Origin of the sequence: Rhodococcus sp. BH4, from assembly GCF_002079265.1 — a bacterium.
Taxonomy (GTDB): domain Bacteria; phylum Actinomycetota; class Actinomycetes; order Mycobacteriales; family Mycobacteriaceae; genus Rhodococcus_F; species Rhodococcus_F qingshengii.
In genome coordinates this window covers 6,074,807-6,100,310 of the sequence record NZ_CP014941.1, presented here as the reverse complement: position 1 = coordinate 6,100,310, position 25,504 = coordinate 6,074,807, and the positions used below count along the sequence as shown (strand labels likewise).

Sequence of the window (25,504 nt, the reverse complement as noted above, 5' to 3'; positions counted from 1 at the left end):
GTAAATGTGGAGCGCCGGTCCGGGCAGAACCCTCAGAGATGGTTCGTGGGATTGGCGGAACTGCGGGAAGCGACTAAACAGCCGGTGGCAGCGATGGCCAGTAAGACTGCTGTCAGGATCAATGCGGTATGAAACGCGGCCGCCGGATTGGCGCCGCCATTGACCCGGATCGCGAAGACGGCACCGAGAACGGCCGGTCCGAGTGCCCCGCCGTACTGCCTCATGGCGGTATTCGCGGCTGCAGCCATGCCTGCGAGGTGCCAAGGCACAGCGTTGATTGCTGCCGTTGATACCGAGGTCATCATGACAGCAACGGAAAAGCCGTAAATCGCAAGGCGCCACGCGAGGTCGGCAAACCCGGTCGACTCGTCGACTACGGTCAGGAGCAGCATTCCTACCGCAGCCAAAGCCAGTCCGCCCGCAAGGAGTGTCATTGCATTGAACCGATGCATCGTCAAGCCCACAAGAGGGTTGATCAGGGCGCCGATGCCGGTGACAAACAGTAGCCGCCAGCCTATTTCGAGCGGCGAGAGCTGCTGAACGGACCCAAGGAAGAGGCTGAGAAGGAACATGCTGCCGACAATCGAGAACAGTGCGATGAACGCTGAGAAGCCCGCTGCCGAGAACGTGGGCGCACGGAACAGCGCTAAATTCATCAGCGGCGTGGTGGCACGGAGTTCGATGATCACGAATGTAGCGAAGGCAACCGCTGCAACCCCGAGGCCGATTATCGCGTGAGGTGAGGTCCACCCGCTGGCGCCACCCTCGATGATGCCGTAGATCGAGGAAGCGATCGCGATCGTCGCCGAGATCTGTCCGGGCCAGTCCAGGTGACGACCTTTGGGTGACTGGGATTCAGGCAGTTTGGCGATCGCGAACATGCCCGCTCCGGCCGCCAGAACCGCAGTCGGAGCGAAGATCCATCCCCACTCTGCGAACTCCAGGATGCCGCCGGCCACCAGTGGCCCGAGTGCGAGGCCAAGCATCATTCCGGTAGCCCAGAGTCCGATGAACTTGCCACGCTCGCGAGGGTTGGGTACAGCGTGCCCGATGAGCGCGAGCGTGGTGGGCAGCAACATACCTGCGCCCAGCCCGGATACGGCTTGCCCGGCCCACAGGAGGTGAATAGTCGAGACGTCGGCCAAGGTTCCCGCGACTCCCGCGATGGCAGCTCCGAGGATCGTCAGCAGCATACCGATGAGGTAGATGCGTCGCCGTCCGTAGAGGTCGCCGAAGACTCCGGCTGACAGGACTGCGGCGGCCATGGGAATGACGTAGGAGTCGGAGACCCATTGGAGGTCTGAGGTACTGGCACCCGTGGCGTTGCCGATAGTGGTGAGCGCAACGGCGACAGCAGTGATCGGGACGTACGTGACGAACACGCCAAGCACGGCGAGACCGATGGTCATTTCCCGGCTGCGGTGCTCGTCGATAGTCCCAGGCATGTCTTCCGCATGCTCGGTGATGGATGACGACATTGGGGTGTGACTCCTTCTCGAATGTGCACTAAATCGATATAGTAAATCGATATAGTGAAAAGGTAACAGATGGGTCGGCCGCAGACCGATACAGTGAGGGCTGCCGATAGGAGCTGGAAATGCGAAGTACGACGCGGACGACCTTGCGTGACGTCGCTGCGGCCAGTGGAGTATCTGTGACCACTGTGAGTTTCGTGCTCAACAACAATCCGAAGCAGACCATCCCGATCGCCACGCGGGAGCGCGTCCAGCAAGCCGCGCGCGACCTCGGCTACGTGCCACACGGGACCGCTCGCGCTCTCCGCGAGGGGTCGTCGCGCATCGTCGTCCTCAACATCGCAATCGGACGAGAGAGCAACTATTCACGTAGCTACATTCGCGGCCTCGACGACGAACTCGCCGCCCACCAGCACGTTCTGCTTGTCAAATTCGGGCCCTCCTCCGCGGAATCGACCCGGCAGGTTGTCGACGCGATAACACCGCGGGCCGTCCTGACATTCGGGGAGGCATATCTGAACGGCAACGAACGCGACGACGGCAGTTGGACAGGAGGTCTGGCCGCGACTTCTGCGCTACAGATCAACCACCTGGCCAGCCGCGGCCACACCAACATCGCTATGGCACTGCCCAGTCATGGCACCGACCTGCGTGACGTCCGTCTACGGTTCGCACGCGAGTCCGCTGCAGCGCTCGACTTGGCACCGCTCACATCCTTCACGATGCCGTCACCGAGGGACGCCGGAACCGATGCACTGCAGGAGTTTCGCGCGTCCAACCCCACGGTGACAGCGGTCGCGGCTTTCGACGACGACGTCGCGCTGCGAACTCTGGCAGCCATGAGAGATCTGAAACTCACAGCGCCTCGCGACCTGGCTGTCATCGGGTTCGACGCCACCGAATACGGGGCACTCGCGACCCCACCACTGACAACCGTCCACACCGACGCCGAAGCCCACGGGCGTCTCGCAGCACGCGGTGCCCTCGGGATCGATATCTCGGACGTAGATCTCATTCCCGGGCGGGTCATTGTGAGAGCGACAGCGTGAGGTTCCGGAGTCGGGTATCGCTCTGCGGCGAGCATGATCCACTGCCGTGCTCTGGCGGATACCGGCCGTGGTACCGGTGGCGCTGATCGTGGTGGTCGCTCAGGCTGGCATGCGCAAGGTCCTATCACAGCAACTGACGCCGAGCAGAAGTTTGGGTACGTCGCCAAAGTTCGTTTGTGAGCGTCCGATCGGGCTGGGCAATCAGTCACAGCGCAGATCGGCGAGCGGTAGGTCCGGACGAAGGACTGCTCGATGGACACGAGTTAGGCCGTGCGTTTCGGCCTTGACGTGGGCAAATCTGACCACCACGCTGTAGGCCTCGACAACCAAGGGGCGCGTCTGTACGACGAAGCCCTGCCCAACGACGAAACCCGATTACGGGTGTGTTCGACCAACGTGCCACGCACGGACCGATCTTGATCGTGGTCGATCAGCCCAACACCATCGGCGCATTGGCCGGTCGCAGTGGCCTGCGGGTGCGTTCATCAGGTGGCCTACCCACCGGGGCTGTCGACGCGCCGGATAGCCGATCTGTATCCCGGCCAGGCCAAAACCGATGCCTGTGACGCGTTCATCAGCGCCGACAGTGCCCGAACGATGCCGCACACCCTGTGCAGAGTCGACACCGGAGATGACACCCGCACCGAACTCGGCGTGCTCGCCGGTTTCGATGACGACCTGGCCGGCGAAGCCACTCGAATCAGCAACCGAATCCGAAGGCTGTTGACAGGCATTCGCCCAGCTCTCGAACGAGTGCTGGGCCCACGGATCACCCATCGGGCGGTGTTGGAGATCCTGTCTCGCTGCGGCGGCCCGGCCGGGCATATGCGCAGCGGGCACCTGCAAACTGGCCGCGATCGCCACCAAACATGCGTCGCGTATGGGCGCTCGAAACTTGCGTGTTCATTGAAAGAGGTTCTTCAGCAACGCAATTCCATCGGCGACGACGTGGAGAGGATGCTCGATGACCACTCTCTTTCCCGGGTCCTGACCTCCGTGCAGGGGGTGGGAGTCAGGACCGGCGTAAGGATCCTGCTCGAAGTAGGCAATGGATCAGCATTCGCCTCCGCTGGCCACCTGGCCGCCTACGCCGGAATCGCACCTGCGACCCACCGGTCTGGGATCTCGATCCGCGGAGAACGCCCGCCCGGTCAGGTAACCGCAAACTCAAGCGCGCGCCGTTCCTCTCGGCTTTCGCTGTACGCCACGACCCGGCCACTGCATCTATTACGACCGAAAACGCGCCGACGGCAAGAACACAATGCAGCCTTGATTTGCCTGATCAGACGCCGCTGTGACGTCGTCTGCGCCATGCTCAAGAACAAGACCCTCTACCCGCACCAGTCCGATACGAAATCGCTGGAACGCGCGCCCTTATCTCGCGAGCAACGACGCTAGGACGTCGGTCGTCGTATTAAGGTTGACGCCGATACTTTCGAGATCGGTCAGCCGCTCGGAACTCGTCTGCGACACGGCATCGGTGACCAGCACCGTCCGAAAGTCTCGTTCGCTCGCGTCGAACAGAGTCGCTCGCGGACAGTTCGGCAAATTGCATCCGGCCACGACAACAGTGTCACAATCCTGTCGGCGCAGGAGCGACTCCAGGTCGGTGCGATGAAATGCACTCCATCGTGGCTTGAACAGCACGATCTCGCACGGGCCGACGGTCTGTGTCTTTCCTGCGAGAAGCAATTCCGTGTCCAATCGGAACCCCTGCGGGAGAACACCTTCCGCGACTTGCGATCCGACCGTTTCCGGCGCGGCCACCTCGGCACCCGCTTCGATCACGTGGCGCCGCAATAGGTCGACATCCGAACTCCCTGGTGCGTACAAGCGAACTACGTGGACTACAGGACGTCCGGCACGCCGGAAGGCCTTCACCAGCGACGCGACGTTCGGCACGACGCCCGTCGTGCCCTGGATCGCTGCTTGCCCGTCGTCGAGAAAGTCGCGTTGCAGGTCGATGACGACCAGTGCAGAACGGTCCCATCTCGGCGTGATGTAGTCCGTCATGTATGCCCCTCCTGCGAGGATCTCAGCCAGGCTCATTCCGTCGATTGATCAGGCAGCCAGCGTAAACGACTGATCGCACGCACTACCGCAGCGACCCTCACCCAGCGGCGCAGCGTCCTCCGATCACCTGATCCACATCAGGATTGACCAGACATAGGGCACCCCCGGTCGGGGCAGAGAAAGGGGCAGGGGTGGCCTATGGGTTGTCGATCGCGTTCGCGTCGAGCACGTGACCCGACGGTCGCTGTCGTTGTCGAGCTGCCAGGGCTACTCGGCACGTGCACCGTAGAACCGTGCCGAGACCGATATCAAGCGGCGCGGGAAAGATCGACCGGACGGCGGCACTACACGGAGGAAATGCATACGGTCACACTACGACGACCAGGAACAAGGCCACGATGGGTGGAGGCGCGATTAATGCGTTGGCCGACTTCGATCTGTCGCTCGTTTCCGCTGAGGACGATGTAGCCGCGATTCGTGCGCGACTGGAAATGGGAGGCATTTTCCATCGTTGAAGTAATGTCGCAGCACGATGTGATGGCCGATTGGAACTGCCCAGTGCCGATAGCGGGAGAGTTGGGGGCGATGTTTGGCGGATCAGTCGGGGTCTGTCTTGCTCGGCGAGAGTGGGTGATCACCCGGGTTCCGCCGTGGGGGTGGTTCGTGATCGCGGCCGCATTTCCGGAGCGTCCGAATGCGTCACGTGCAGAACATATGTCACGACTTGTAGGGCCCTGGCTGCGAGCGAGTGGATTACAACGAGAGGCAGATGATGTTCGTCGTCAGCCTGAAGGCGTTGATGAATTCCGTTGCGACCCTTATGCGATGCCCCGAGTTGGCGATCCGATCCCTTAGGTATCGGCCCTTAGGTGTAAGCCCCGAGAGAATCTAGTGAAATTCAGCCCCGAGGGACGATGTGGGAGCGCATTGTTCTGAGGATCGTTGACGCGATGACATCGAACCAGAACAACAATTGGCAATTCGCGAAAGCCGTTCTCCGGAAGCCGTTTACCATCGGCGCGATCGCACCCAGTTCGGTGCCGGTCGCGGCGGAACTGGCAGCGGTGGTACCGAACGAGGGTGCGCCGGTGGTCGTGGAGTTGGGCCCCGGTACCGGATCGGTCTCCGATGCCATCTCCGCGCGGTTGCCCACAGGTGGTCGTCATATTGCGGTGGAGGTTGACGGCGATTTGGCGGCGCATCTGCGGCGCACGAGGCCGCGCGTCGAGACGATCTGGGGCGACGCTTGCGATCTGACCGGACTGTTGGACGCCGTCGGAGTGGATCGCGTCGACGCGATCGTCTGCGCCCTCCCGTGGTCGCTCATCGATGGAGAAAGACAGTGCGCGATTCTCGGTCAGATCGCGGAGGTCCTGATCCGTGACGGACACGTGAGTGTTCTGGCCTATCCCCACGCCCATTGGCTGCCGAGAGCCCGGGATTTTCGAATTGCGTTGCGCGGGAAGTTCACTGAGGTCGTGCGAAGCCCAGTGGTGTGGCGTAATGCGCCGCCCGCGGTGGTGTACCGATGCGGGCAGTCGATGTCTCGTGCGATTTCCCTCTGACTTTCTGACCGGCCTACCTCCGGTCTGGCTGTTGGTGATCAGTTCAGTCCTGATCACGGCGGAAGTGGGCACTCTGATCGGCGTCGTCCTTCCCGGCGTGACCGCGGTCCTAGCGCTCGGCTATCTCGGCAGTTCGGGCACCGTTCACCCGGTCGCAGCTTGTGTCGTGGCGATTGTCTGCGAGATCGGCGGAGGCCACCTTGCCTACGCCAAAGGTCGATACGCCCGCAGCACTCGAACATCCGGAAACATTCGTCGCAGTCTCAAATCTGTTGTGGACAAACATTTCAGCCGATCCAGCTCCTGGTCACGGTCGATCGAACTACGGGCGCTGGCCCTGGTGAAGCGGAGGGGTGCCTTGGCGATCGTGTTGTGTCAGTGGTTCGCCGGCGTCCGCACCGTGACACCACGGTTGGTGGGATCGGCTGGGATGAGCTATCGAAGGTTTGCCCTCGCGCAGGTTCCGTCAGCGGTGCTGTGGGTGTGCACGTGGATGTCGGTCGGGGCGGTGGCCGGAGCGACCTACGAGCGCATAGCGACCAGGGTCAGTGTGGTCGGTCTGGTGGTGTTGGCGGTGGTTCTGCTCGTCGTGTCGGTGTGGGCGACCGTACTCCGGCGCCGGCCCCCAAGGGATGGAGCGGGGACGCCGCCGAAGTTGACAGCGCGGACAGGCCCGACTGACAACGGATGACCCGGTCACCGGCGGCCGATCTCGCGACTTGGAGCTAGGTGGCCCATCAGGTTGGGGTTAGGTGTCCGACCTGATGGGCCGTGCGCGCCCACGTCTGGGGAGACGGGCGAGCAGTATCGGTGGCCCACCGCATTCGACCTCACGCCGAGATGACGCTGCGCTTGGGGCAATCGTAGCGAAAGCGTTGGCCGCGTTCGGCATCCCCCAGGATGCCTCGTCTCCCGCTCGCCGTTGTCCATCCCCTCGCTCATTCGATGGGGAGAGCGCGTGCTCCGCCGCACCACCCGCGAGACAACCCGCGTAAAGGATCCGGCCACGGTCTGTTCGAGACGATAAGTGCCTGTCGTCCGCCCCTGATGCCGGCTTGGCAGCAACATCTATTAGCGCGGTGTGCAGTGCAGTTGGCACCTCATCCGTACAGGTGGGGGTTGGTTTCTCTTGGAAACTGATCTAATTCCGTGCCGCCGCTGTCGCCTACCTGTCGTGGCTCGGACTTGTGTCAGCTGCCGTGCAGTGCGGCACGGAGTGCGTCCACGGCGAGGGTCCGTGCAACATTGGCAGCGCGGGTGTTTCGGAGGCTGTCGAGCAATAGGAAATCGTGAACCATTCCGGCCACGCGCACCGATGTCACGTCGACACCTGCCTCTCGGAGCTTATTCGCGTACTGCTCTCCTTCGTCCCGAAGGACATCGGCTTCGTCGGTGATGACCAACGTGGTCGGGAGTCCGGCGAGGTCCTCTAGGGAAGCCTGTAGCGGCGAGGCGTGCACTTCTGCGCGCTTCGCGGGGTCGGAGGTGTAGGCGTCCCAGAACCATTTCATGCCGTCGCGGGTGAGGTAGTAGCCTTCGGCGAACTGCAGGTAGGACGGAGTATCGAAGTCCGCGTTGGTGACTGGGTAGAGCAACACCTGTGCCTTGAGGTCGATGCCTCCACGTTCTTTGTTCATGAGTGCAAAGACCGCAGACATGCATCCGCCGACGGACTCCCCGGTCACCGCGATGCGGGTAGTGTCCAGGCCGTGCTCGGCTCCGTGCTCGAGTATCCACTGCCCAACCGCGTAGTTCTGTTCGACTTGGGTCGGGTACTGGGCTTCGGGCGCGCGGTCGTAGACGGGAAATACTCCGGCAGCGTCGGCGCCTACCGCGAGTTCGCGAAACAGTCGATCGTGTGTCTTGTCGTCTCCGAAAACCCATCCGGCGCCGTGGATGTAGAACACCACCGGCAGTGGTCCGGTAGCGCCTTTCGGTCGAATGATGCGAGTGCGGACCGTTCCCCATTGGCCTGCATCGACGTCCACCCACTCTTCGTCGACGTCGGGTCGTGCGACGCCGTCGCCACTTTGTAGGTCCCGCAGTATCTTTCGTCCTTCTTCGGGTGGCACTTCGTAGATTCGGGGGTGGGGGTCGGTGGCCTCGCACAGCTCCTTCGCTGCCGGTTCGAGGTAGGGAGTGAGCGGTGGTGGTAGTTCGGACATGTCAGCTGGCCTCTCGGGTGGGGGAACGATGGGACGAAGCAGGCGATGGTTGGTCTTTCGAAAACTCGGTCCAGAAGTGCCGGTACATTCGAAGGGAGGGTACCTGGCAGAAGTACGCAAACCCGCTGCATAGCAAGTAGTTTCGTGCTCCAGTTGCATCGGGTAGTAGTCGCTACTTCGACCCCGCACTGCCGACGAGCGATCGACGTTCGGTTGAATGTGTGCACCTCTCACATGACCTAAACATATTGCCTGTCGGGTCGTCAATGGATTGATGTTCGCGCGTGTCGGAGGCGACCGTCATGGCTTCTCCCACCAGGCAACGATGCGTGCGACCACCTGTGAACTTCCCCGGACCCATCTGATGTGATCGTTGCTCGCACCGGGCAAGACGTCGTCGTGCTCGTACTGCCATCGTGTCACCGCGCGTGTGTCGAACAGTTTCTCCGCGAAGATGTCCACCGATCGTGGTGGGGCCATGGCGTCCGATGCGAAACTGATGACGAGAGCGGGCGTCGCGATCGGCCGATCGGCTTTGTACGGTGGGTTGCCTGTGATGACCGTGCGGGCCCATTGCCGCATCAACGTGCGAGCGCCGGGGCCGCCGAAAGCCGGTGTCGGTACGTAGCCGAACAGTGTGGTGAGCAGCGGGACGGCTACTGCGCCCATGAGCAAGACGTGTAGCCCGCAGAATCGGTAGGTTCGATGGTGGGGGAGCGCAGCAGCTACGGTGACCATTGCCTCGACCGCCGGGTGGTTCAGTTGGTGTCCGGCGACGAGTTGACCGCCGAGACTGTGCCCGAGCAACAGGATTGGCTGCTCGGGATGATCCCTCCGCGCGCAGGTAATTGCGTCCTCGATGTCGTCGATTTCGTCCTGGTAGGACCAATCGTGTCTGCGGTCGGCGCGGGGCTCGCCGCGTTCGAATCCTCGTCGTCGAATAGCATGGGCCTCCCACCCGTGCCGTGCGAACTCTGCGACCAGCGGTTCGTAGAAGTGCGACCCTATTGCCATCGCGGGCGCGATCAGGACAAGGGGAGCGCTCGAGCTGTGCAAGCGGTGACGAATCGGAGTGCACAACGGACGAGGTGGGCCTTCGTCTTGTGCTGCGTGGTGGTCGTTTCTCACCGTTGGCAGATCACCAGTGGTATTTCGCGCTGTGTTCGTCGTTGGTAGGCTGCGTAGCCTTTATAGGCAGCAACGACTTTGGGCCACAGTGCGGCTCGTTCTTCTGTGGACGCGGTGCGTGTGTGTACCGCGAAGCGTTCTCCGTCCATGACGAGTTCGGCGTCGGGGTGGGCCTGGAGGTTTTTGTACCAGGCCGGATCGCGGTCGTCGCCGCCTTTCGACGCGACGAGCACGATCCAGTCCTTTTCTCGGACAGGGGTTGTCAGGTAACACGACCGCGGGAGTCCTGACGAGCGTCCGATCGTGTGCAGCTCGACGACCGGCATTCCGAAGGGTTTGGACAGCAGTCGCCCTCCACTGACGGTGAGCACGATTTTGTGCGCACCGTTCATCAGCTTGGCGCCGAGGTCTTTGACGGTGTCGGTGTTCGACATTTCTCATCCCTTCATGAAGGTGGTGAGGGTGATTCTGTGTGTGCGTGCGCGGTGGGTGCCCTGTGAGGGGCCATTCGCTCCAGTCGGTTGAGATCTGTCACGAACTCTGCGGCAGGAGAAGGACTTTTCCCACCGAGTCTTTCGATTCGAGCAACGCCTGCCCCTCGTCTGCATCGGCCAGGGGTAGCTTTGCCGAAATGATCGGTCGAATAAGCCCTTGTTCGATCAACGGCCACTCGTCAGTGGCGACGGCCGCAACGATCTCCGCCTTCGAGCCGGGGCCAGTCAGCGGGCGGTTGCGCACGTTGAGGCCGATGATTCGCGCACGTTTACCGATGAGTGCACCGACGTTCGCCTCACCGGTGAAGCCTCCCTGCATGCCGATGATCACCAGCCGACCTCCGACAGCGAGGGCATCGATGTTGCGGCTGAGGTAGCTCCCACCCATGATGTCGAGGATGACGTCTACCTGGCCCGCCAGTTCGGCTGCGAAGTCCTGATCTCGGTAGTTGAGCACGATGTCGGCACCGAGGTCTCGGCAGCGCTGCGCCTTGGCCTCTGATCCGACGGTGACCGCGACGCGCGCCCCCAGCGCCTTGGCCACCTGAATGGCATGGGTTCCGATTCCGCTGCCGCCGCCGTGGACGAGAAGCAGATCGCCGGCTTGCAGGCCTGCGTCGGTGACGATCGTGGACCAGACGGTGCTCGCCACCTCGGGCAGAGCAGCGGAATCGATCAGAGTCACGCCTGCGGGTACAGGTAGTAACTGAGATGCGGGGACTACTGCGTATTCTGCGTACCCGCCTCCGGCGATCAGGGCACACACTTCGTGGCCCAGTGCCGGACCGTCGACGCCGGGACCAAGGGCGACGACGGTGCCGGAGATTTCGAGACCCATGATGTCGCTGATACCCGGCGGTGGCGGATAGAGTCCCTGCCGCTGCATCACATCACCGCGGTTGATACCGGCGGCGGCAACGCGAATCAGGACCTCGCCAGGTGCGGGCGTTGGGGTTGGTACTTCCTCTACGGCGAGGTTCTTCTTATCGTCGACGACGATCGCTCGCATGGTGGGGGTGACGGTGCTCATCTTGCCTCTCCTGTGGTGGTGGTCGAAATCGGTTGGCAGGCGGTGTTTGTCAGCGTGCGCCGATGGTTTTCCAGATGCGTAGCGCGGCGTTCACCACGGGTGCCCATGCGTTCCAGGGGATTGCCGCTGGTGGGTAGAAACCGAATCGCGACTGGTGGGCGATGGTTTGGGCTTCGGTGTATTTGAGGATGCCGTCGATACCGTGCCGACGCCCGAGGCCGGAATCGCCCATTCCGCCCATCGGCGAGTCGATGCTGCCCCATGCCGCGGCGAAGGCGTCGTTGATGTTCACGGTCCCCGAACGCAATCGGGCAGCGACTGAGCGGGCGCGGGTGGCGTCGCGACCCCACACGCTGCTGTTGAGTCCGTAGACGGTGTCGTTTGCCCGTGCAACTGCCTCGTCGTCATCGGCGACGGCGTAGATCGAGACGACCGGACCGAACGTCTCGTCCGTGTGCAACGTCATCTCTGGTGTGACGTCGGCGAGGATGGTCGGCTCGTAGAACAGCGGCCCCAGGTCCGGACGTGGCTTCCCTCCGGCCAGAAGGCGTGCGCCCTTCGCGACGGCGTCGTTTACATGAGCCGACACTGTCTTCAGTTGTTTGTCGGTGGTGAGGCTCCCGACGTCGACCCCGTAGTCGTAGGAGGCTCCGATGGTCAAGGCAGAGGTTCGCTGAACGAACTTGGCAACGAACTCGTCGTGTACGGACTCGGCGACATACAGGCGCTCCACCGAGACGCACAATTGTCCTGCCGACGGGAACGCAGCGCGCACGGCCCCTTCGGCTGCCCGATCGAGATCTGCGTCGTCGAGGACGAGCATTGCGTTCTTGCCGCCCAGTTCGAGTGACGCCCCGATCAGCCGCTGGCCCGCGCCGCGGGCGATGTCTCGACCGGTCGCCGTGGACCCTGTGAACATGATGTAGTCCGCGTTCGCCAAGAGTGGGTCCCCGATCGAACTGCCTCGGCCGATCACCATCTGCCACACATCGGCCGGTAGGCCCGCTTGGTACATCAGGTCCATGGCCCACAAGGCGGTCAGCGCGGTCTGGGTGTCGGGCTTCTGCACCACAGCATTTCCGGCCATCAGTGCGGCGATGGCGTCCGTCGCCGCCATCGACAGTGGATAGTTCCATGGCGAGATGATCGCCACCACCCCTTTCGGGTGGTGCAGCTCGGACGTGCGGGTGAGAAAGGGCAGAGCCCCCCGGCGACGTTCGGGTTCAAGAACTTTCGGTCCGGTGCGGCCGTAGTAGCGGGCGGCGATGGCAGCGTCGGCGATCTCGAGGTACGCATCGCGACGGGTCTTGCCGTTCTCAGCCTGCATCAGGTCGAGCCCGGTGTTCTGATTCTTCAGGACCAGATCATGGAAACGCAGTAACACGCTGGCACGCTCCGCTACGGAAGTCGCTGCCCATCTCGCCTGGGCGCGGCGGGCACGAACGAATGCTTCGTCGACGTCAGCCGGGGCCGAGACCGGGAAGTCTGCGAGTGGTGAACCGGTGTACGGGGCAGTGGTGATCGAGCGGGGAGCGTCGGGCGAGGCCGTAACTCGTTCTGTCAGCCGATCGAGTAATCCTGTGGTCAGTGTGGCAGGCAGCGCCGCGCGGGGATCTGTGGAGGTGTCGGTCGTTGTGGTCATGTCGGTGTACTCCTGAAATGTTCGGTCGATACGAGGTGTCAGCGAACCGAGACCGGGACCGGCATGTGCAGAGCGGCCTGAGCCGAGGTGGTGGCATCGAATCTGATCGTGCGGATGGGCCGGAGTGCGCGTAGGTCGTCGGACATCCTGCCCTCGCCGAGAGTCAGATCGAATCCGCGAGGAAACAACGACGTTCCGCTGGCGAGGACGTTGGTTTGGTTGAGGGTCGAGTGCCAGGATCCGTCTCGCTTCGTGTACGAGGTGAGGGTGGAGACGTTCGTGCCCGTTTCGAACGTCTTCTGCTCCGGGGTGGGGGCGGAGAAGGCGATGTCGGCGCCGCCGTCCGCGTTGGCGATGCGGGCCGTGGTGCGTGCGTGGTCGATGCCGACATCGAGATCGGTGACCCACTTGGGGAACCCGTACCCGTCATGGCCGCGCACCTGGGCGATGTCGGTGTTGACCGGAAGTGAGAGCACATAGGAGTGCAGGTGATCGTCACCGAGGGCGGCAACCAGATCGGCAGCGGCCGTGGTAAGTCCGCCGTGGCGCGCCGGGCGAACCGCCACACCCACAGCCGCCTCGGTGTAGAAATCGATGTCGCACACGTCGTAGCGGAACGCCATCACTGACACCAGCCCGAACCCGGGTGCGATTTCCAGCGGCGCCAGCTCCTCTGGGATCCGCTTACGGATCGCCCTGCTCGGGGCCACCATGGTCAAACGCGCGGAGGACATCGCGTAGTAGAAGTGCGGCGTCCTTGTCGTGCCGATCGGCGATTGGACCTGCGTTTTCGGAAGCGTGCGGAAGAAGTCGACACTCGGGACCCGCGGGTCGGCGGCGACCTTGTCGAGCGGCACATCCATCCGGTAGCGGTCGAACAGGCCGTCCTTCGGGATTTCGACGGTCCGGCCGCCCAGATCGACCTTGACGGTTGTCGCTGTGTTCGTCATTTTCATGCTTCCGTTCGTTCTATCGACCATTCAATGTTTACATTGCTTACATCAGGCTAAAGGTGAATGTAAGCACTGTCAACACTGTCTGGCTTCGCCGCCGAAATGACGGGAAACTGTCCGCATTACCCGATCGAGGGGGTGCGGTGCTGTAACCAGCGGCGATACCGCCGGAGCGCGCGGCGCTGCAGCAGCTGCTCTTTCAATAGTGCGACCACAGGGCTGGCCGTCGGCCGCGTGGACTTGCCTCGGCCTAATCGTCGAAGCTGCTGTCGCACGCGAGCCATGCTCGCCGCCGACGCCATGGCCTTGTCCTTGATGGTCACCGGGGCTAATTCGACGGAGGCTGCGGCATCGAGGCGCCACCGATTCGGCAGATCGGGATCGATCGCCAACGCACTGCCCATGCCGACCAAATCCACACCGCTCGCCAGGACCTGCTCGGCAACAGGTCGCCGAACCACACCGCCGGTCAACATCAACGGCACCGGGCTGGCCTCGGCCAGTTCCTCTGCAAGAGTCAGAAAGTAGGCCTCCCGAGCGAGGGTGCGATCGTCCGGGCCTTGGCCGGTCATGGCCGGTGCTTCGTAGCTCCCTCCGGACAGTTCGACGACGTCGACACCGAGTGGTGCGAGCATGGCGATCACTTGCGCTGCGTCGTCGGAGTCGAATCCTCCGCGCTGGAAATCCGCGGAATTGAGTTTGACGGCAACCGTGAACGTCGGGTCGACAACCCTGCGCACTGTGCGGACGATGTCGAGGAGCAATCGCGCTCGGTTCTCTAGGGTGCCGCCCCATTCGTCGGTGCGCTGATTGACCAACGGAGAGAGAAACTGCGAGAGCAGATAGCCGTGTGCGGCATGGATTTCCACGCCGTCGAAACCAGCTTCCTCTGCGCGACGTGCTGTTGTTGCGAAACGGTTGACGGTGTCGTTGATCTGGAGGGCGGTCATGGCCTGGGGATGCGCAAATCGCTTGCTGTTCTTGCCGAGTTCGACGCGAGTGGCGGACGGAGACCATGCGACACCGGGCATGTCGGCTTGAATCTGCCGACCGGGGTGATTGATCTGCATCCACACTTTCGCACCTCCGCCCTTTGCGGCATCCGCCCATTCGCGGAACGGCCCGATTGGGGATTGTGCGTCGAGAACGACGCCGGCCGGCCCGGTCAGCGCCTCCGCGTGAACCATGACGTTGCCGGTGATGATCGTTCCCACCCCTCCTCGGCTCCAGCGGTGGTACAGCTCGAACAGCTCTTTGCCGGGGAGCTGTCCAGCGACGGCCATGTTCTCCTCCATGGCTGCCTTGACCATCCGGTTGGGGAGTGTCGCCCCACTGGGAAGAGTGAATGGGGCGAAGGCCGGAGAGACTGTGCTGTCAGTCTCCAACTTGTCGGGTGCAGGGTCGGTGAATGGCATCGGCGCTCCTGAATGAGGTATGTTTACATTGCTCACATGAGCGTAGAAAGGAAAGTTAACGGTGTCAACATCTGTCAAGGGTGGCTACCATCACGGTGATCTGAAGGCCTCGCTGCTGGCGTCGGCGATGCGCATGCTCGAGGCAGGTGAGCCGTTTTCGATGCGCGCGATCGCGCGCGAGGTCGGTGTGTCGGCGACTGCGCCGTACCGACATTTCGCTGATCGTGAAGCACTCGAATCTGCTCTCGCCGCGCAAGGATTGCGCGATCTGAAGGCGGACCTGACAGACGGCCGCGAGCTACCGTCGACGTCGGCAGATCTTGCCGAATTCGCAGTCGCCTACGTCGAGTTCGCGCTGCGGCGACCGGCGCTCTTCCGGTTGATGTTCGGCAACGAGTGCGACACGGGTAACGACGAGCGCGTGCAAGCGGCTGGAGAGATTCATCTGCTGATGCAGATGGGGATGACGCTTGTCTTTCCTGATGCAGATTCCGAGGCGTTGGCATCGGCGGCATGGGCATTGGCGCACGGTTTGGCTTGTCTGCATCTCGACGGCAAAATGTCGACGGCCACGGCCGGTGAGGCTGCAGATCGGGTGCGAGCAGCTTTTGCTGCGATTCTGGCGGTACAAGGGTGAGATCCACTGACCAAAGCGATCGAGAGAAGAGTTCGATGACCAAGCGAATCTTGAACGTAGTCACCAACGTCGGCCACTACGACGATCCGTCTCATAAGACCGGGTTGTGGCTGTCCGAGCTCAGTCATGCCTGGCAGGTTTTCGACGACCACGGTTTCGAGCAGACTTTAGTCAGCCCCGAGGGCGGAGCGGTGCCCTTGGAACCGCGATCGCTCAAGTTCCCGAACTACGACAAGAGCGCAAAGGCATGGCGGTCCAACCCTGCTCGGATGGCGCTACTCGACTCCACCGCCAGCCCCGAACAGGTTGACTCCGCTGACTACGATGCGATCTTCTTCACCGGCGGGCATGCAGTCATGTACGACTTTCCCGGTAGCGAAGGTTTGCAACGCATCACCCGGGAAATCTTCGAACGCGGCGGGATCGTGTCGTCGGTGTGCCACGGGTACTGCGGACTTCTCGACACCACACTGTCCGACGGCAGCTACCTCATCGCCGGCCGCAAACTCACCGGATTCGCCTGGCGCGAGGAAAAACTCGCCCGCGTCGACAAACTCGTACCCTACAACGCCGAGGAAAAAGCCAAAGCGCGTGGCGCACTGTACGAAAAGGCGAAACTGCCCTTCGTGTCCTACGCAGTCGTCGACGGAAACCTCGTCACCGGCCAGAACCCAGGATCCGCAAAGGAAACCGCAGAGAAAATTGCAGACCTCCTGCTGAAGGCCTAGCGGAGCTGTCGATAGCGACCGTCCTGGACCGAACAGAGGGACGTCGAGATTGTGTGCTCAACGCAGATGACGACTAGCTGCCCGGCCCGACGTGCACGGTCTCGGTTGCGCCGCTGCCAAATCGCCCTGACTGACAGGGTTGCAGACCTTGTGGGATCTTTGGGACAGTTATAACAACGGTTTCGTCGGTGGTTCGGTGGTAACCCCGACCCACCGCTAGGGAACGGGCCCAGGTACGCGCCCGCGGTCCCTGAGTCCGGACAGTCGATACCGGTCGAACGGGAGTAAAGGGTTGTTCTTGTTGCGGGGAATCAGGTTTGGCGCCGTTCGAGAGCGAACACAGAAAGATTTCATGCCGCGCATGTCTTGTACACCGATCACGTAGGGTTGTACTCGACGAACCGTTCGAAGGCGCTCTCCGCCTCTTTCCCTGTCAACAGGGTTGTGTTCACAGAAATCTTTTCACTTCCGATGGTCACCGTCGCCTCCCGATTGGCCAACATGTTCTCGGACCACGCTGGGTGGTACTCAGTCGAAGCCAAGAAGTGTCGGCGTGGCGTGGGGAAGCTACTTCGGACCGACGGTGATGTTATGCGCGTGCTGGCCGACTCATACCGAATCTGGATGTGCACAAGAACTATTGGAACTCTGGCAACAGTGCGTTGATCGCAATGGCGCGGGTGACAACAGGGTTGGTAGCACCATGGACACAACATTGAGTAGGTCGTGCTCGGTGCCGATCGAAATCCTTGCGGTTGTCACTCTGATGACCGCAAGCAATTCGGAGTACACCTCCTTTCCTCGTCCTGGCGTCAATGATCGTCGGGATGCACCCGAAACGATCGAGCGGCGATGGCGAGCCGCGAGGCGATCTGGAAGAGCTCCCCGTCACCGCACGACGCATCGAGGACGAGGTATCGGCGGCACGCGGGTCGACGAGCGCAACGGCAGGGGCATTCGCGAAGAACTGGCCGACGGTAGCGCCCAGTGGGTTCGGACGTAGTCAGGCGCTGAGAGGATCCAGGAGGCCGGTAAGCCGTCCGGCAATCAGTGCTTCGGACTCTGCGACAATACGTTCCACCAATTCACCCACTGTGGGGATGTCGTGAATCAATCCTTGCACAGTGCCAGCCGTCCAGATGCCAGCCTCCTGGTCGCCGCTGTCGAACACCGCTCGGCCCCGCGCACCGGCCACAAGATGTCGAACGTCTTCGAATTTGCCACCACTGGAGAGAATTTCGACAACTTCTTGGCTGATGCTGTTGCGTGCTACCCGTGCGGTATTGCGTAGTGACCTGAAAATCAGTTCCGTGTCGACCTCCGAGGCAGCGACTATCGCCTCTTTGATGTTGCGGTGAATCGGAGACTCCTCGGTGCACATGAACCGGGTACCCATGTTGATGCCGTCGGCGCCGAGCGCGAGGGCCGCCACTAATCCTCGCCCATCGGCAAATCCACCGGACGCGATCATGGGAATGCTGATCCGCTCTGCTGCTGCAGCGATGAGGACGAGACCCGGTACGTCGTCTTCCCCTGGATGCCCGGCACATTCGAACCCGTCGATGCTGATGCCGTCGACGCCGAGGACTTGGGCTTTGACCGCGTGGCGGACGCTGGTGCACTTGTGGAGAACCTTGATGCCTGCGCCGTGAAAGTGCGGCAGATGGGGCGCGGGAGACGATCCAGCTGTCTCGACGACTTTCACTCCGCAGTCGATGATCACGTTGCGATACTCATCGTAGGGCGGAGGTGTGATCGTCGGGAGGATTGTGAGGTTGACCCCGAAAGGTTGATCGGTGAGCTCGCGCGTTCGGGATATTTCTCGGGCAAGATCGTCAGGTGTCGGCTGTGTCAGGGCAGTGAGCATGCCGAGCGCGCCGGCGTTTGCAACTGCCGCTACGAGTTCTGCTCTCCCCACCCATTGCATGCCGCCCTGCACGATTGGGTGGCGAACTCCGAATGTCTCGGTAAATGCGGTGGTCAGCACTGGACATCTCCTCGATGGTGCATGGCTATCTGTTTGTCAGTTACGTTGGTGCAAAGTCAATTTCGACCCGAACGGCGCATTCAGCGCGTCGATGTTGTCCACTCGTTCAAGGCCGGAACCTGTGAAAGTTCAGTTCGTGCCATCGGAGGTTCGGCGCGATAGGGCATGGCAGGCGTCAAATACTGTTCGCCATGTTCGTTGGTGCCGGGGATGAAGGTACGGTTCGCAATCACATCGTCGGCGCAAATTACCTGGTCGTAGTCACGCACAACTGCGGCAACCACTCCGGCCGCAGTGAGATGCTCTACTGCCTCAGCGGCGCTGCGGTAGCACAGCTGCTTCTCGATCGTGGCGACGAGGTCAACACGGTTTTCCACGCGCAGCGCGTTGGTGGTGAACCTCGGGTCGTCGGCCAACTCGGGTAGGTCGATCGCCTTGCACAGTTCGATCCATGCGCGCGGTTGGTATCCGCTGATCACCAGCTCGCCGTCGGCGGCGCGAAAGACGTCTGCTGCCGGTGCGACGCTTGGTTGTCCGTTCCCTTTGCGACTCATGGGCTTTCCGGATACCTGCCACTCGATCCAGTTGGCGGTCTGCAAGTGGATTGCGACGTCCAGCAGGGAAACTCGGACGGACGATCCTTTGCCGGTGCGTTCGCGCCGCAGTAGCGCTGCCAGTACCGCTTGAGCGACAACGTAGCTCGATGCATGATCTATGACCGGTGCGCCCACACGTTGTGGCGGGCTATCCGCCTCACCCGTCACCGACATCAGTCCGCTCTCTGCTTGCGCAGCGATGTCGAGCCCCGCGCGGGTGGCGGACGGGCCTTCCGCCCCGTACCCGCTCACCGAGACGGCGATGATTTCCGGTCGCAGGCGTTGGAGTTCGGCAGAGGAGAATCCCAATCGATCGAGGGTTCCCGGGCGAAGATTGTGCAGCAAGATGTCGCTCGACGCGATCAGATCCCGAGCTCGCTGCAGATCGGCGGAGTCTTTGAGGTCGAGGCAGATTGAACGCTTTCCACGGTTGTACCCGTAGAAGATGCCGCGCGCGTAGTCGGCGTCGATTTGTCGGGCCGGTTCACCACCTGGAGGCTCGAGCTTGATGACCTCGGCGCCGAGATCGGACAACTGCTGCCCGGCGCTGGGTATTGCGATCAGTTGACCGATCTCCACTACTCGGACACCTGCCAACGGCAGGTCTACTTCGTCGGTCATCGAATGATCTCCACATGAGGCGAAGTGACATCCTCAGCGGGCTCCAGGAAGCGCGCCAACAAGATGCCTTCGGTGTGGTTGCAGGGGTTCAATCGATTTCTGTCACCTTCTACTCCCCCGATTCGGATCGTCACGGTTCCATCGTCATTGCGCTCGAAGTGCGCGTCGTTGAGATTGACGGTGTGGTCGCGGTACTCGAAGGACTCGAACCAGTGGTTGTACAGCATCACTCCGAAGTAGGTGCAGTCCGGGAGAGTGAATGTAATATCCACGGCAGTAGCGTCTTTCAGTGACCACCAGCCGGCAATGTATTGGTTGGAGCTGGTGCCGTAGAAGTCTCCCCACCCTCGTTGCTCCGAGGTCACGCGAATCTCGTTGGGAGACTGACTGAGTGTTTCGATGAGCTGAAGACTGCGTCGAAGGCTCACGTCCATGCCACGAGCAAGTTTCGTCAGGCGCTGGGCCAGCCACGCCGTGTCGAGATCGGGGCGTGTACCAGGCGGCGGACCGATGCGCTCGATGTGGAGAACGGGATCGATCTCCGCGTTACGCGTCTTGTGATACACACGCACTACTACGTCGAAGCAGCGCTCATCCAGCCGAATGCCGCTGCGCCCCTCCAGCTCTTGTGCGACGAAGATCTCGAAGTTGCCGTCCGCGTCACACACCTTGTCGTCGATGACGATGTTGTCGGCGACCCTGTCGGTCCCAGACGCGCCCACACGATTGGCGAGGACGGCGACGTAGGGCACTGTGCCACGGTTACCGTGAATGCGATATGTCTCGTTGGGGTCGATCATCGCAGTCCAGTAGTCGACGTCGATGCCGTCTCCCCAGAACTTTCGCATCGGTGACATCAGGGTGAAGAGTTCAGGCCGGAGCACGTCTTGGCGCTCGATGTTCATCTCGGCGAGATATCCGAACAGGCGAAGTGCGTGCCGTACACCTTCGGCGCTGTCCAGCAGCGATCCGGTAGCGGCAGCTGTCGAACCGAATGTCGCAAGGCTGTCGGTGACTGCAGACCAAGCCTCGGTGAGCTGCCGGCGATCGTGCTGGGACTCGGATTGTGTTGACTGGTCAGCGAGCTGTGTCATCGTTTCTTCTCTTTCGTAGTAGACGAACTGGATTGTGTGTGGGGGCGTTGGTCAGCAGAGGGGGTCGAAGGGGACGTCTGCGTCGGACTTGCCCGAGGTCTGGTTGTTCACCCATGCGACGTTCTGGGTCCATCGGTCGGCTGAAATCTCGACCGGCCAGAGGGTCTTCTGCGAAGCCCACACCTGGTTGGCTTTGTCAGCAGGAACATTCATTCGCTCGGTGAGAAGTTGAGCTCCTGCTTGCTCGTTCGCAGGATCGGCTATCCACCCTGCTGCGGCCTCGAGCGCCGCACACACGGGGGCAGCAGCATCGGATTCAGCGAATGTGGCTGTCGTGACGAGCACCGTGCCCAGGCCGTATGAACTCACGCCGTCAGAGCCCACCGGGTCTACTTCTGTAATCGCCGTCATCGGTATTCCTTGAGCATCGAATACGGCCTGGCTGGCAGCGGTGAGAACGGCGGCATCTATGTCGCCCTTTCGTGCGAGTGGTATCTGACTCGCGGTGGGTGCCGCTGCGATGAATTGCACCGTGGAGGCGTCGATGTTTCTCTCTGCGAGAAGCTGATTGACGAATTGCTCGGCCGCGCCGCCACGTGACGGTATGGCGATCCGCTTGCCGGGCAAATCCTCGATGGTGGTGATGCCGCTGTCTTTCGTCACGGCGATGGCAAGATCGATCGACCCGTAGGGGGACAGTGGCCGCAGACTCTGCCCTTGCTCTATGGCCGGCACGACGGTTCCGGGTGCACCGACCGCGAGATCGGTTGTGCCGCCGATGAGACCGCTGATGAGTTCGGGCCCGTTCTTTCCGTCGATGAGCTCGACGTGGAGGCCTTCCTTGTCGAACATTCCTTGTTGGACAGCGACGTAGACAGGCAGGGACAAAGCACTCGCAGGGTAGACCCCGATGGCGACGCTACCGTCGTTCGGACGCCCTCCCCCTCCACACGCGGAAAGCAGTAGGGCCGCTGCAATGACTGTGCCGACAAAAGGTCGAAGTTTCATGTGATTCCTGTTCCTTGATGGCTGGGCGCATCAGAAATCAAGCTGAGTTGGGTGGGCGCATCAGAAATCAAGCTGAGTTGGCTGGGCACATCAGTGGTCGAGCTGACCACGCAGCCGGTTGAAGATTTCGATGTATCGAGGTTCGGCGGTGAGGGTTTCGAGTTCGCGGGGGCGTTCGATGTCAATGCTGACGTCGTCGATCACCCGGCCGGCCCCGAGCAGCAGAACGCGGTCGGAGAGACAGATGGCTTCGCCGAGGTCGTGGGTTACGAAGATGACCGTCCGGCCTACCTGAGATTGCCAAAGCTCGAGGAATTCTCGCTGTACTTCGACTCGGGTTTGCGCATCGAGGGCGGCAAAGGGTTCGTCCATCAACAAGATGTCCGGATCCAGTGCCCACGTTCGGGCCAACGCGACACGCTGGCGCATCCCTTGGGAGAGTTGCCAAGTCCACAGCCGTGACGCCTCGGACATTTGAACGGCCGCAAGCCAGCGCGCGGATTGAGTTCGTCTCTCCGCCTTGGGTACTCCCCTCAATTCGAGACCGTACTCCACGTTCTTCCGCGCTGTTCGCCACGGGAACAGCGCATCTCGGGCCATCATGAAGCCCATCCGAGAACGAGCGTCGAATGGTGTTGTGCCGAGGACCTCAGTCTTCCCTTCTGTTGCGTCCACCAATCCAGCGAGCGCGTTGAGCAGAGTGGTCTTTCCGCAACCACTCCTGCCGACCAAGCTCACGAACTGTCCGCGAGGGATGGTGAGGTCGAGATTGTCGACCACAGTTTTCGCCGACCCGTCGGGCGAGGGGAAGGATATCGTCAGTCCGTCGAGTTGCACTGCGGGTGTAATCACGTTGGTATCCATGATGATTCCTGTCATCGTCGAGCCGGGGGCTGCCACCGAAGGAGGTAGCGCTCGGCGAAGTTCATGACCTGGTTGAGGACGACTGCGACGATTGCGAGAAGTATGAGGATCGCGTAGACCGCTTCCATCCGGAACTGGGCCGAGTAGATCGACACAAGCTGGCCCAGCCCGTCCCGTGACGAGATCAGTTCCGAACCGACAACGCCAAGTAGCGAATAGATCAGCCCCAACCGAAGACCGGCAAAAATGCCAGGTGTTGCGACGGGGAGGAGGATGTGCCAGAACACCTGTGTCTTACTGGCATTCAGGACAGTGGATAGTCGGAGCCATTCGTCGTCCACCGACTTCACACCGGCTCGTGCACTCGAGCAGACGATGAAGAAGACGAGTGTGAACGCGAGAGCGACCTTCGCCGTCATCGTGATCCCGAAGATGACGATAAGCAGAGGCGCCAGCGCAAGACGTGGCATGGCATTCGCCGCATCCAGGAACGGACTCATGATGCGTTCGAGGGTCGGAAGCAGTCCGAGAGAGAGTCCTACCGCCACCCCGACTGCGCTGGCGAGGATCCACGCGATCACGACGGCAGTCATCGTGGCACGCAAGTTCGACGAAATCTCGCCCGACTGCACCGCTGCGGTGAAGTAGGCCCAGGCCTCGCCTGGCGTTTTGGCCAGAACTGGCTCGATCCAACCTTGCGATGCGACGAGCTGCCACGCTCCGAGTAGGACCAGAAGCAGCGCGACCTGGGCCAGTCGTACCCCGATGGTGAGTCGCGTACCGGATCGACGCTGTCGAGCGGGCTTCGGCTCAGAGCGTGCCCGCCTCGCAGAACGGGGTGACGTAGCACCGGATGGCGAACTTGCGGTGATGGTTTCGGTCATTTCGGCGCCTCCTCCGTGGTGCTCGCAGGCGGCGATAGGTGCTCGACAAAAGCAGACGGGTGCCTCTGGTCGAAGCTCCCCGGGTTGTTGCTCACTGCGTTCATATGTGAAGCAGATCACGGGATTCTTCTTCCCGTCTACGCCACATTCGAGAGGTATGCCATAGGGTTTCCCTATGCCTGACGGGCGCAAAATCGGGCGCGCGCGAGGACTGCCACGAGAAGGGAACCCCGAATGGACCGGCGTCATCTGGAATACTTTCTCGCCCTTGCTGATCGGGGCAGCATTTCCGCTGCGGCTCGCGGACTGGGGGTCAGCCAGCCGACAATCTCGGAGGCTCTCGCCAGAATGGAGAAAGAGTGCGGCCTGACGCTCGTCCGCCGTGGCTCGCGGGGAGTCACCCTGACCGACGCTGGACGCGATCTCACAGGTCCGGCGGCCCAAGTACTTCGGGCATACCGGGATTTGGATCACGCTTTGCATCCATTGAACGTCGTGCAGCGGGGTCGGCTGACGGTCGTGTGTCCGCGAACACTGGCGCGTGATCCAGCGGCCACGGCCCTGGGTGCGTTCAAAAGCAAATTTCCGAACGTTGCGGTGACGATGCTCAGCAATGACACCGACGGAATCGGAACGGTGGTCGCCTCGGGTCAGGCTGATATCGGCCTCGGGGTGGACGAGGTATTCGACGAGGGCGTTGAACGTATCCTTCTCGGCCGGCAACAAATCGTTGCGCTGGTGCCGGCCGCACGAAGTGAAGGCGAGGGGGTAGCGGCGTTGACGGATCTGTTGCGAATCGGATTGATCACCAGCCCGCGTGACGATGTCACTCGGCGACTGTTGGCGGAACGCCTGGGCGAAGGCACTGTGGACGAGGCGGTGGTTGCGGAGACTATCTCTGTGGCTTCGATGATCCCACTTGTACGCGCGGGAGTCGGCGTCGCTTTCCTTCCCGAATCTGTCGCCGATACAGTCGGAGAAGGTGTGGTGCTGTGTCGTACTCGGCCCCCGCTCACTCGTGATATCTGGATGTTCCACGGTTCGACGCCATCGCCTGCGGCACAAGCGTTTATCGAGACGACCAGCCGATTACGTGACGAAGGTGGAATGGGGAACGCCGGATGAGCAAGTTTGGAGAGTCCGCCACCCCGCGAATCGATCCGCGGCAGCTACAAGACTTCCTTGCCGTCGTCGAACACGGCAGTATCACGGCGGCAGCGGCAAATCAGTTCACGGGAACATCGAGCGTCTCTCAATCAATTGCGCGGCTCGAAAGACGCGTCGGAGGACGGCTTTTCAATCGAGGCCGGACCGGCGCGACGCTGACGGCGCGCGGACGGAATCTCATCGATCCAGCACGCGAAGCGCTGGCCGCGCTCGACCGATTAGTGGTCGACAGCGAGTCCTTACTGCCAGCAGTCCCCCGCCTCAGTGTTGCCACGACAGCGAGCCTTGCGGACGATCCCGCAGCGGTACTGCTCGGAGCGCTGCGCACGGAGGTGCCGAACCTGAGGATCAACATCTCGGATCCGCCTGGGTCGTCCGTGGCCGATGCGATTCATCCGGTCATGGCAGGCACCGCTGACGTGGCAATAATGGAGTCGCCGCCCACCGGTGTTCCCGGGACGCGCACGGTGCGCCTTCCGGACCACAAGTTGCGGCTCGTCTGCCCGCCCGGTACCCCGTCACCGGTGGACGGGGTATTCATCGGCGAAGATCTCATGCGCATCGGCTTGGTTGTCGCACCACGGTTCGAAACTTCCGATGTCTATCGCCATCTGCGGTCGATCGAACCGCGAATCGACCACGCATTCGTGATGAGGTCACAGCACCGCGATGCCTTCGCGGATTTCGCGTACGAAGGGATCGGTGCTGTCATCCTCGAACTCTCCAGTGCCGAGCGAGCATCCGAACGCGGGTGCACTGTGGGCGAGATATTCGAACTGCCACCACGGAAGATCGCAGCCGTGGCAAGGGACGGCCAGAACACGCAGATCGTCGAACATTTCCTACGGCTGTGTGCCGAGCAATCCGCGCGGAAGCCGTAGGCCGAGGCGATCTCGACCTTGCGCTCTGGGTATTCGCGTCGCCCGGGCATCCACCGAGAACGATGATTTTGTCCACAGACACAACACTTCTGGGATAGTCCGTTTCCT

23 protein-coding genes and 2 pseudogenes are annotated in these 25,504 nt (G+C 61.9%); 10 read left to right on the top strand and 15 right to left on the bottom strand.

Annotated features, from left to right (window positions below; all coding sequences use genetic code 11):
• Positions 1-32 precede the first annotated feature (32 nt).
• Positions 33-1,478 (bottom strand): MFS transporter, encoded by a 1,446-nt coding sequence (locus A0W34_RS28320; protein WP_197486166.1) that lies wholly within the window; start codon positions 1,476-1,478, stop codon positions 33-35.
• Positions 1,479-1,597: 119 nt separating this feature from the next.
• On the opposite strand from A0W34_RS28320, the gene A0W34_RS28315 reads away from it, so the two are divergent.
• The 3 genes and pseudogenes from A0W34_RS28315 to A0W34_RS33760 form a co-directional block, all read left to right on the top strand.
• Positions 1,598-2,524 (top strand): LacI family DNA-binding transcriptional regulator, encoded by a 927-nt coding sequence (locus tag A0W34_RS28315; protein ID WP_064074381.1) that lies wholly within the window; start codon positions 1,598-1,600, stop codon positions 2,522-2,524.
• 270 nt (positions 2,525-2,794) lie between these two features.
• A pseudogene (locus A0W34_RS33765) lies at positions 2,795-3,253 on the top strand (IS110 family transposase); the annotation flags it as partial.
• 165 nt (positions 3,254-3,418) lie between these two features.
• Positions 3,419-3,922, top strand: a pseudogene (locus A0W34_RS33760) (transposase); the annotation flags it as partial.
• Here the strand turns inward: A0W34_RS33760 and A0W34_RS28305 are convergent.
• Positions 3,899-4,537, bottom strand: a complete 639-nt coding sequence (locus A0W34_RS28305; protein WP_064074415.1) for a cysteine hydrolase family protein — start codon at positions 4,535-4,537, stop codon at positions 3,899-3,901. The pseudogene A0W34_RS33760 and the gene A0W34_RS28305 overlap by 24 nt on opposite strands.
• Before the next feature lie 950 nt (positions 4,538-5,487).
• Between A0W34_RS28305 and A0W34_RS28300 the strand changes: the two genes are divergently transcribed.
• Both A0W34_RS28300 and A0W34_RS28295 read left to right on the top strand, forming a co-directional pair.
• Complete coding sequence (locus tag A0W34_RS28300) at positions 5,488-6,102, top strand: class I SAM-dependent methyltransferase (protein WP_064074416.1); 615 nt, start codon at positions 5,488-5,490, stop codon at positions 6,100-6,102.
• Positions 6,086-6,793 carry a DedA family protein gene (locus A0W34_RS28295; RefSeq protein WP_064074382.1) on the top strand — a complete coding sequence of 236 codons (708 nt, stop codon included), beginning with the start codon at positions 6,086-6,088 and terminating at the stop codon, positions 6,791-6,793. The genes A0W34_RS28300 and A0W34_RS28295 overlap by 17 nt, the downstream gene beginning before the upstream one ends.
• A gap of 499 nt (positions 6,794-7,292) precedes the next feature.
• Here the strand turns inward: A0W34_RS28295 and A0W34_RS28290 are convergent, their stop codons facing one another.
• From A0W34_RS28290 to A0W34_RS28260, 7 genes are all read right to left on the bottom strand, one after another.
• Positions 7,293-8,267 (bottom strand): alpha/beta hydrolase, encoded by a 975-nt coding sequence (locus A0W34_RS28290; RefSeq protein ID WP_063316911.1) that lies wholly within the window; start codon positions 8,265-8,267, stop codon positions 7,293-7,295.
• Between the two features lie 300 nt (positions 8,268-8,567).
• The gene (locus A0W34_RS28285) at positions 8,568-9,323 is read right to left on the bottom strand and encodes an alpha/beta fold hydrolase (RefSeq protein ID WP_269750113.1); all 756 of its coding nucleotides are present in this window, start codon (positions 9,321-9,323) and stop codon (positions 8,568-8,570) included.
• Between the two features lie 68 nt (positions 9,324-9,391).
• A complete protein-coding gene (locus A0W34_RS28280) occupies positions 9,392-9,829 on the bottom strand; it encodes a nitroreductase/quinone reductase family protein (protein ID WP_081558668.1) in 438 nt (145 codons plus the stop codon).
• A 97-nt stretch (positions 9,830-9,926) separates the two neighbouring features.
• Positions 9,927-10,898: an NAD(P)H-quinone oxidoreductase gene (locus A0W34_RS28275; RefSeq protein ID WP_081558892.1), complete on the bottom strand. Its 972-nt coding sequence runs from the start codon at positions 10,896-10,898 to the stop codon at positions 9,927-9,929.
• A gap of 70 nt (positions 10,899-10,968) precedes the next feature.
• Positions 10,969-12,561 (bottom strand): succinic semialdehyde dehydrogenase, encoded by a 1,593-nt coding sequence (locus tag A0W34_RS28270; protein ID WP_081558667.1) that lies wholly within the window; start codon positions 12,559-12,561, stop codon positions 10,969-10,971.
• A gap of 38 nt (positions 12,562-12,599) precedes the next feature.
• A complete protein-coding gene (locus tag A0W34_RS28265; RefSeq protein ID WP_081558666.1) occupies positions 12,600-13,511 on the bottom strand; it encodes an acetoacetate decarboxylase family protein in 912 nt (303 codons plus the stop codon).
• A gap of 125 nt (positions 13,512-13,636) precedes the next feature.
• Entirely contained in the window at positions 13,637-14,929 is a 1,293-nt protein-coding gene (locus A0W34_RS28260) for an NADH:flavin oxidoreductase/NADH oxidase family protein (protein ID WP_081558665.1), read from the bottom strand.
• Positions 14,930-14,990: 61 nt separating this feature from the next.
• Here A0W34_RS28260 and A0W34_RS28255 point away from each other — a divergent pair, with 61 nt between their 5' ends.
• From A0W34_RS28255 to A0W34_RS28245, 3 genes are all read left to right on the top strand, one after another.
• Positions 14,991-15,566: a TetR/AcrR family transcriptional regulator gene (locus A0W34_RS28255; RefSeq protein WP_058039359.1), complete on the top strand. Its 576-nt coding sequence runs from the start codon at positions 14,991-14,993 to the stop codon at positions 15,564-15,566.
• Between the two features lie 35 nt (positions 15,567-15,601).
• Positions 15,602-16,294: a type 1 glutamine amidotransferase domain-containing protein gene (locus A0W34_RS28250; RefSeq protein ID WP_081558664.1), complete on the top strand. Its 693-nt coding sequence runs from the start codon at positions 15,602-15,604 to the stop codon at positions 16,292-16,294.
• A 703-nt stretch (positions 16,295-16,997) separates the two neighbouring features.
• Positions 16,998-17,297: a hypothetical protein gene (locus A0W34_RS28245; RefSeq protein WP_156667373.1), complete on the top strand. Its 300-nt coding sequence runs from the start codon at positions 16,998-17,000 to the stop codon at positions 17,295-17,297.
• Here A0W34_RS28245 and A0W34_RS28240 read toward each other — a convergent pair whose 3' ends face one another.
• The 6 genes from A0W34_RS28240 to A0W34_RS28215 all read right to left on the bottom strand — a co-directional run bounded on the left by A0W34_RS28240 (position 17,298) and on the right by A0W34_RS28215 (position 23,348).
• A complete protein-coding gene (locus tag A0W34_RS28240) occupies positions 17,298-18,281 on the bottom strand; it encodes an NAD(P)H-dependent flavin oxidoreductase (protein WP_081558663.1) in 984 nt (327 codons plus the stop codon).
• An 80-nt stretch (positions 18,282-18,361) separates the two neighbouring features.
• Positions 18,362-19,498 carry a CaiB/BaiF CoA transferase family protein gene (locus A0W34_RS28235; protein ID WP_081558662.1) on the bottom strand — a complete coding sequence of 379 codons (1,137 nt, stop codon included), beginning with the start codon at positions 19,496-19,498 and terminating at the stop codon, positions 18,362-18,364.
• The gene (locus A0W34_RS28230; protein WP_081558661.1) at positions 19,495-20,592 is read right to left on the bottom strand and encodes a hypothetical protein; all 1,098 of its coding nucleotides are present in this window, start codon (positions 20,590-20,592) and stop codon (positions 19,495-19,497) included. The genes A0W34_RS28235 and A0W34_RS28230 overlap by 4 nt, the downstream gene beginning before the upstream one ends.
• Before the next feature lie 51 nt (positions 20,593-20,643).
• A complete protein-coding gene (locus tag A0W34_RS28225) occupies positions 20,644-21,600 on the bottom strand; it encodes an ABC transporter substrate-binding protein (RefSeq protein ID WP_030537154.1) in 957 nt (318 codons plus the stop codon).
• 90 nt (positions 21,601-21,690) lie between these two features.
• Complete coding sequence (locus tag A0W34_RS28220; protein WP_232329952.1) at positions 21,691-22,464, bottom strand: ABC transporter ATP-binding protein; 774 nt, start codon at positions 22,462-22,464, stop codon at positions 21,691-21,693.
• 11 nt (positions 22,465-22,475) lie between these two features.
• Complete coding sequence (locus tag A0W34_RS28215) at positions 22,476-23,348, bottom strand: ABC transporter permease (RefSeq protein ID WP_029256682.1); 873 nt, start codon at positions 23,346-23,348, stop codon at positions 22,476-22,478.
• Positions 23,349-23,582: 234 nt separating this feature from the next.
• Between A0W34_RS28215 and A0W34_RS28210 the strand changes: the two genes are divergently transcribed.
• Both A0W34_RS28210 and A0W34_RS28205 read left to right on the top strand, forming a co-directional pair.
• Complete coding sequence (locus A0W34_RS28210; RefSeq protein WP_003942975.1) at positions 23,583-24,473, top strand: LysR family transcriptional regulator; 891 nt, start codon at positions 23,583-23,585, stop codon at positions 24,471-24,473.
• The gene (locus A0W34_RS28205; RefSeq protein ID WP_081558659.1) at positions 24,470-25,396 is read left to right on the top strand and encodes a LysR family transcriptional regulator; all 927 of its coding nucleotides are present in this window, start codon (positions 24,470-24,472) and stop codon (positions 25,394-25,396) included. The genes A0W34_RS28210 and A0W34_RS28205 overlap by 4 nt, the downstream gene beginning before the upstream one ends.
• The last annotated feature ends 108 nt before the right edge of the window (positions 25,397-25,504 follow it).

Excerpts from the sequence above, each read along its gene's own strand:
- A0W34_RS28320 (WP_197486166.1), bottom strand. The coding sequence starts at position 1,478 with ATGTCGTCATCCATCACCGAGCATGCGGAAGACATGCCTGGGACTATC.
- A0W34_RS28315 (WP_064074381.1), top strand. The coding sequence starts at position 1,598 with ATGCGAAGTACGACGCGGACGACCTTGCGTGACGTCGCTGCGGCCAGT.
- A0W34_RS28305 (WP_064074415.1), bottom strand. The coding sequence starts at position 4,537 with ATGACGGACTACATCACGCCGAGATGGGACCGTTCTGCACTGGTCGTC.
- A0W34_RS28300 (WP_064074416.1), top strand. The coding sequence starts at position 5,488 with ATGACATCGAACCAGAACAACAATTGGCAATTCGCGAAAGCCGTTCTC.
- A0W34_RS28290 (WP_063316911.1), bottom strand. The coding sequence starts at position 8,267 with ATGTCCGAACTACCACCACCGCTCACTCCCTACCTCGAACCGGCAGCG.
- A0W34_RS28280 (WP_081558668.1), bottom strand. The coding sequence starts at position 9,829 with ATGTCGAACACCGACACCGTCAAAGACCTCGGCGCCAAGCTGATGAAC.
- A0W34_RS28275 (WP_081558892.1), bottom strand. The coding sequence starts at position 10,898 with ATGCGAGCGATCGTCGTCGACGATAAGAAGAACCTCGCCGTAGAGGAA.
- A0W34_RS28270 (WP_081558667.1), bottom strand. The coding sequence starts at position 12,561 with ATGACCACAACGACCGACACCTCCACAGATCCCCGCGCGGCGCTGCCT.
- A0W34_RS28265 (WP_081558666.1), bottom strand. The coding sequence starts at position 13,511 with ATGACGAACACAGCGACAACCGTCAAGGTCGATCTGGGCGGCCGGACC.
- A0W34_RS28260 (WP_081558665.1), bottom strand. The coding sequence starts at position 14,929 with ATGCCATTCACCGACCCTGCACCCGACAAGTTGGAGACTGACAGCACA.
- A0W34_RS28250 (WP_081558664.1), top strand. The coding sequence starts at position 15,602 with ATGACCAAGCGAATCTTGAACGTAGTCACCAACGTCGGCCACTACGAC.
- A0W34_RS28245 (WP_156667373.1), top strand. The coding sequence starts at position 16,998 with ATGGACACAACATTGAGTAGGTCGTGCTCGGTGCCGATCGAAATCCTT.
- A0W34_RS28235 (WP_081558662.1), bottom strand. The coding sequence starts at position 19,498 with ATGACCGACGAAGTAGACCTGCCGTTGGCAGGTGTCCGAGTAGTGGAG.
- A0W34_RS28230 (WP_081558661.1), bottom strand. The coding sequence starts at position 20,592 with ATGACACAGCTCGCTGACCAGTCAACACAATCCGAGTCCCAGCACGAT.
- A0W34_RS28225 (WP_030537154.1), bottom strand. The coding sequence starts at position 21,600 with ATGAAACTTCGACCTTTTGTCGGCACAGTCATTGCAGCGGCCCTACTG.
- A0W34_RS28220 (WP_232329952.1), bottom strand. The coding sequence starts at position 22,464 with ATGGATACCAACGTGATTACACCCGCAGTGCAACTCGACGGACTGACG.
- A0W34_RS28215 (WP_029256682.1), bottom strand. The coding sequence starts at position 23,348 with ATGACCGAAACCATCACCGCAAGTTCGCCATCCGGTGCTACGTCACCC.
- A0W34_RS28210 (WP_003942975.1), top strand. The coding sequence starts at position 23,583 with ATGGACCGGCGTCATCTGGAATACTTTCTCGCCCTTGCTGATCGGGGC.
- A0W34_RS28205 (WP_081558659.1), top strand. The coding sequence starts at position 24,470 with ATGAGCAAGTTTGGAGAGTCCGCCACCCCGCGAATCGATCCGCGGCAG.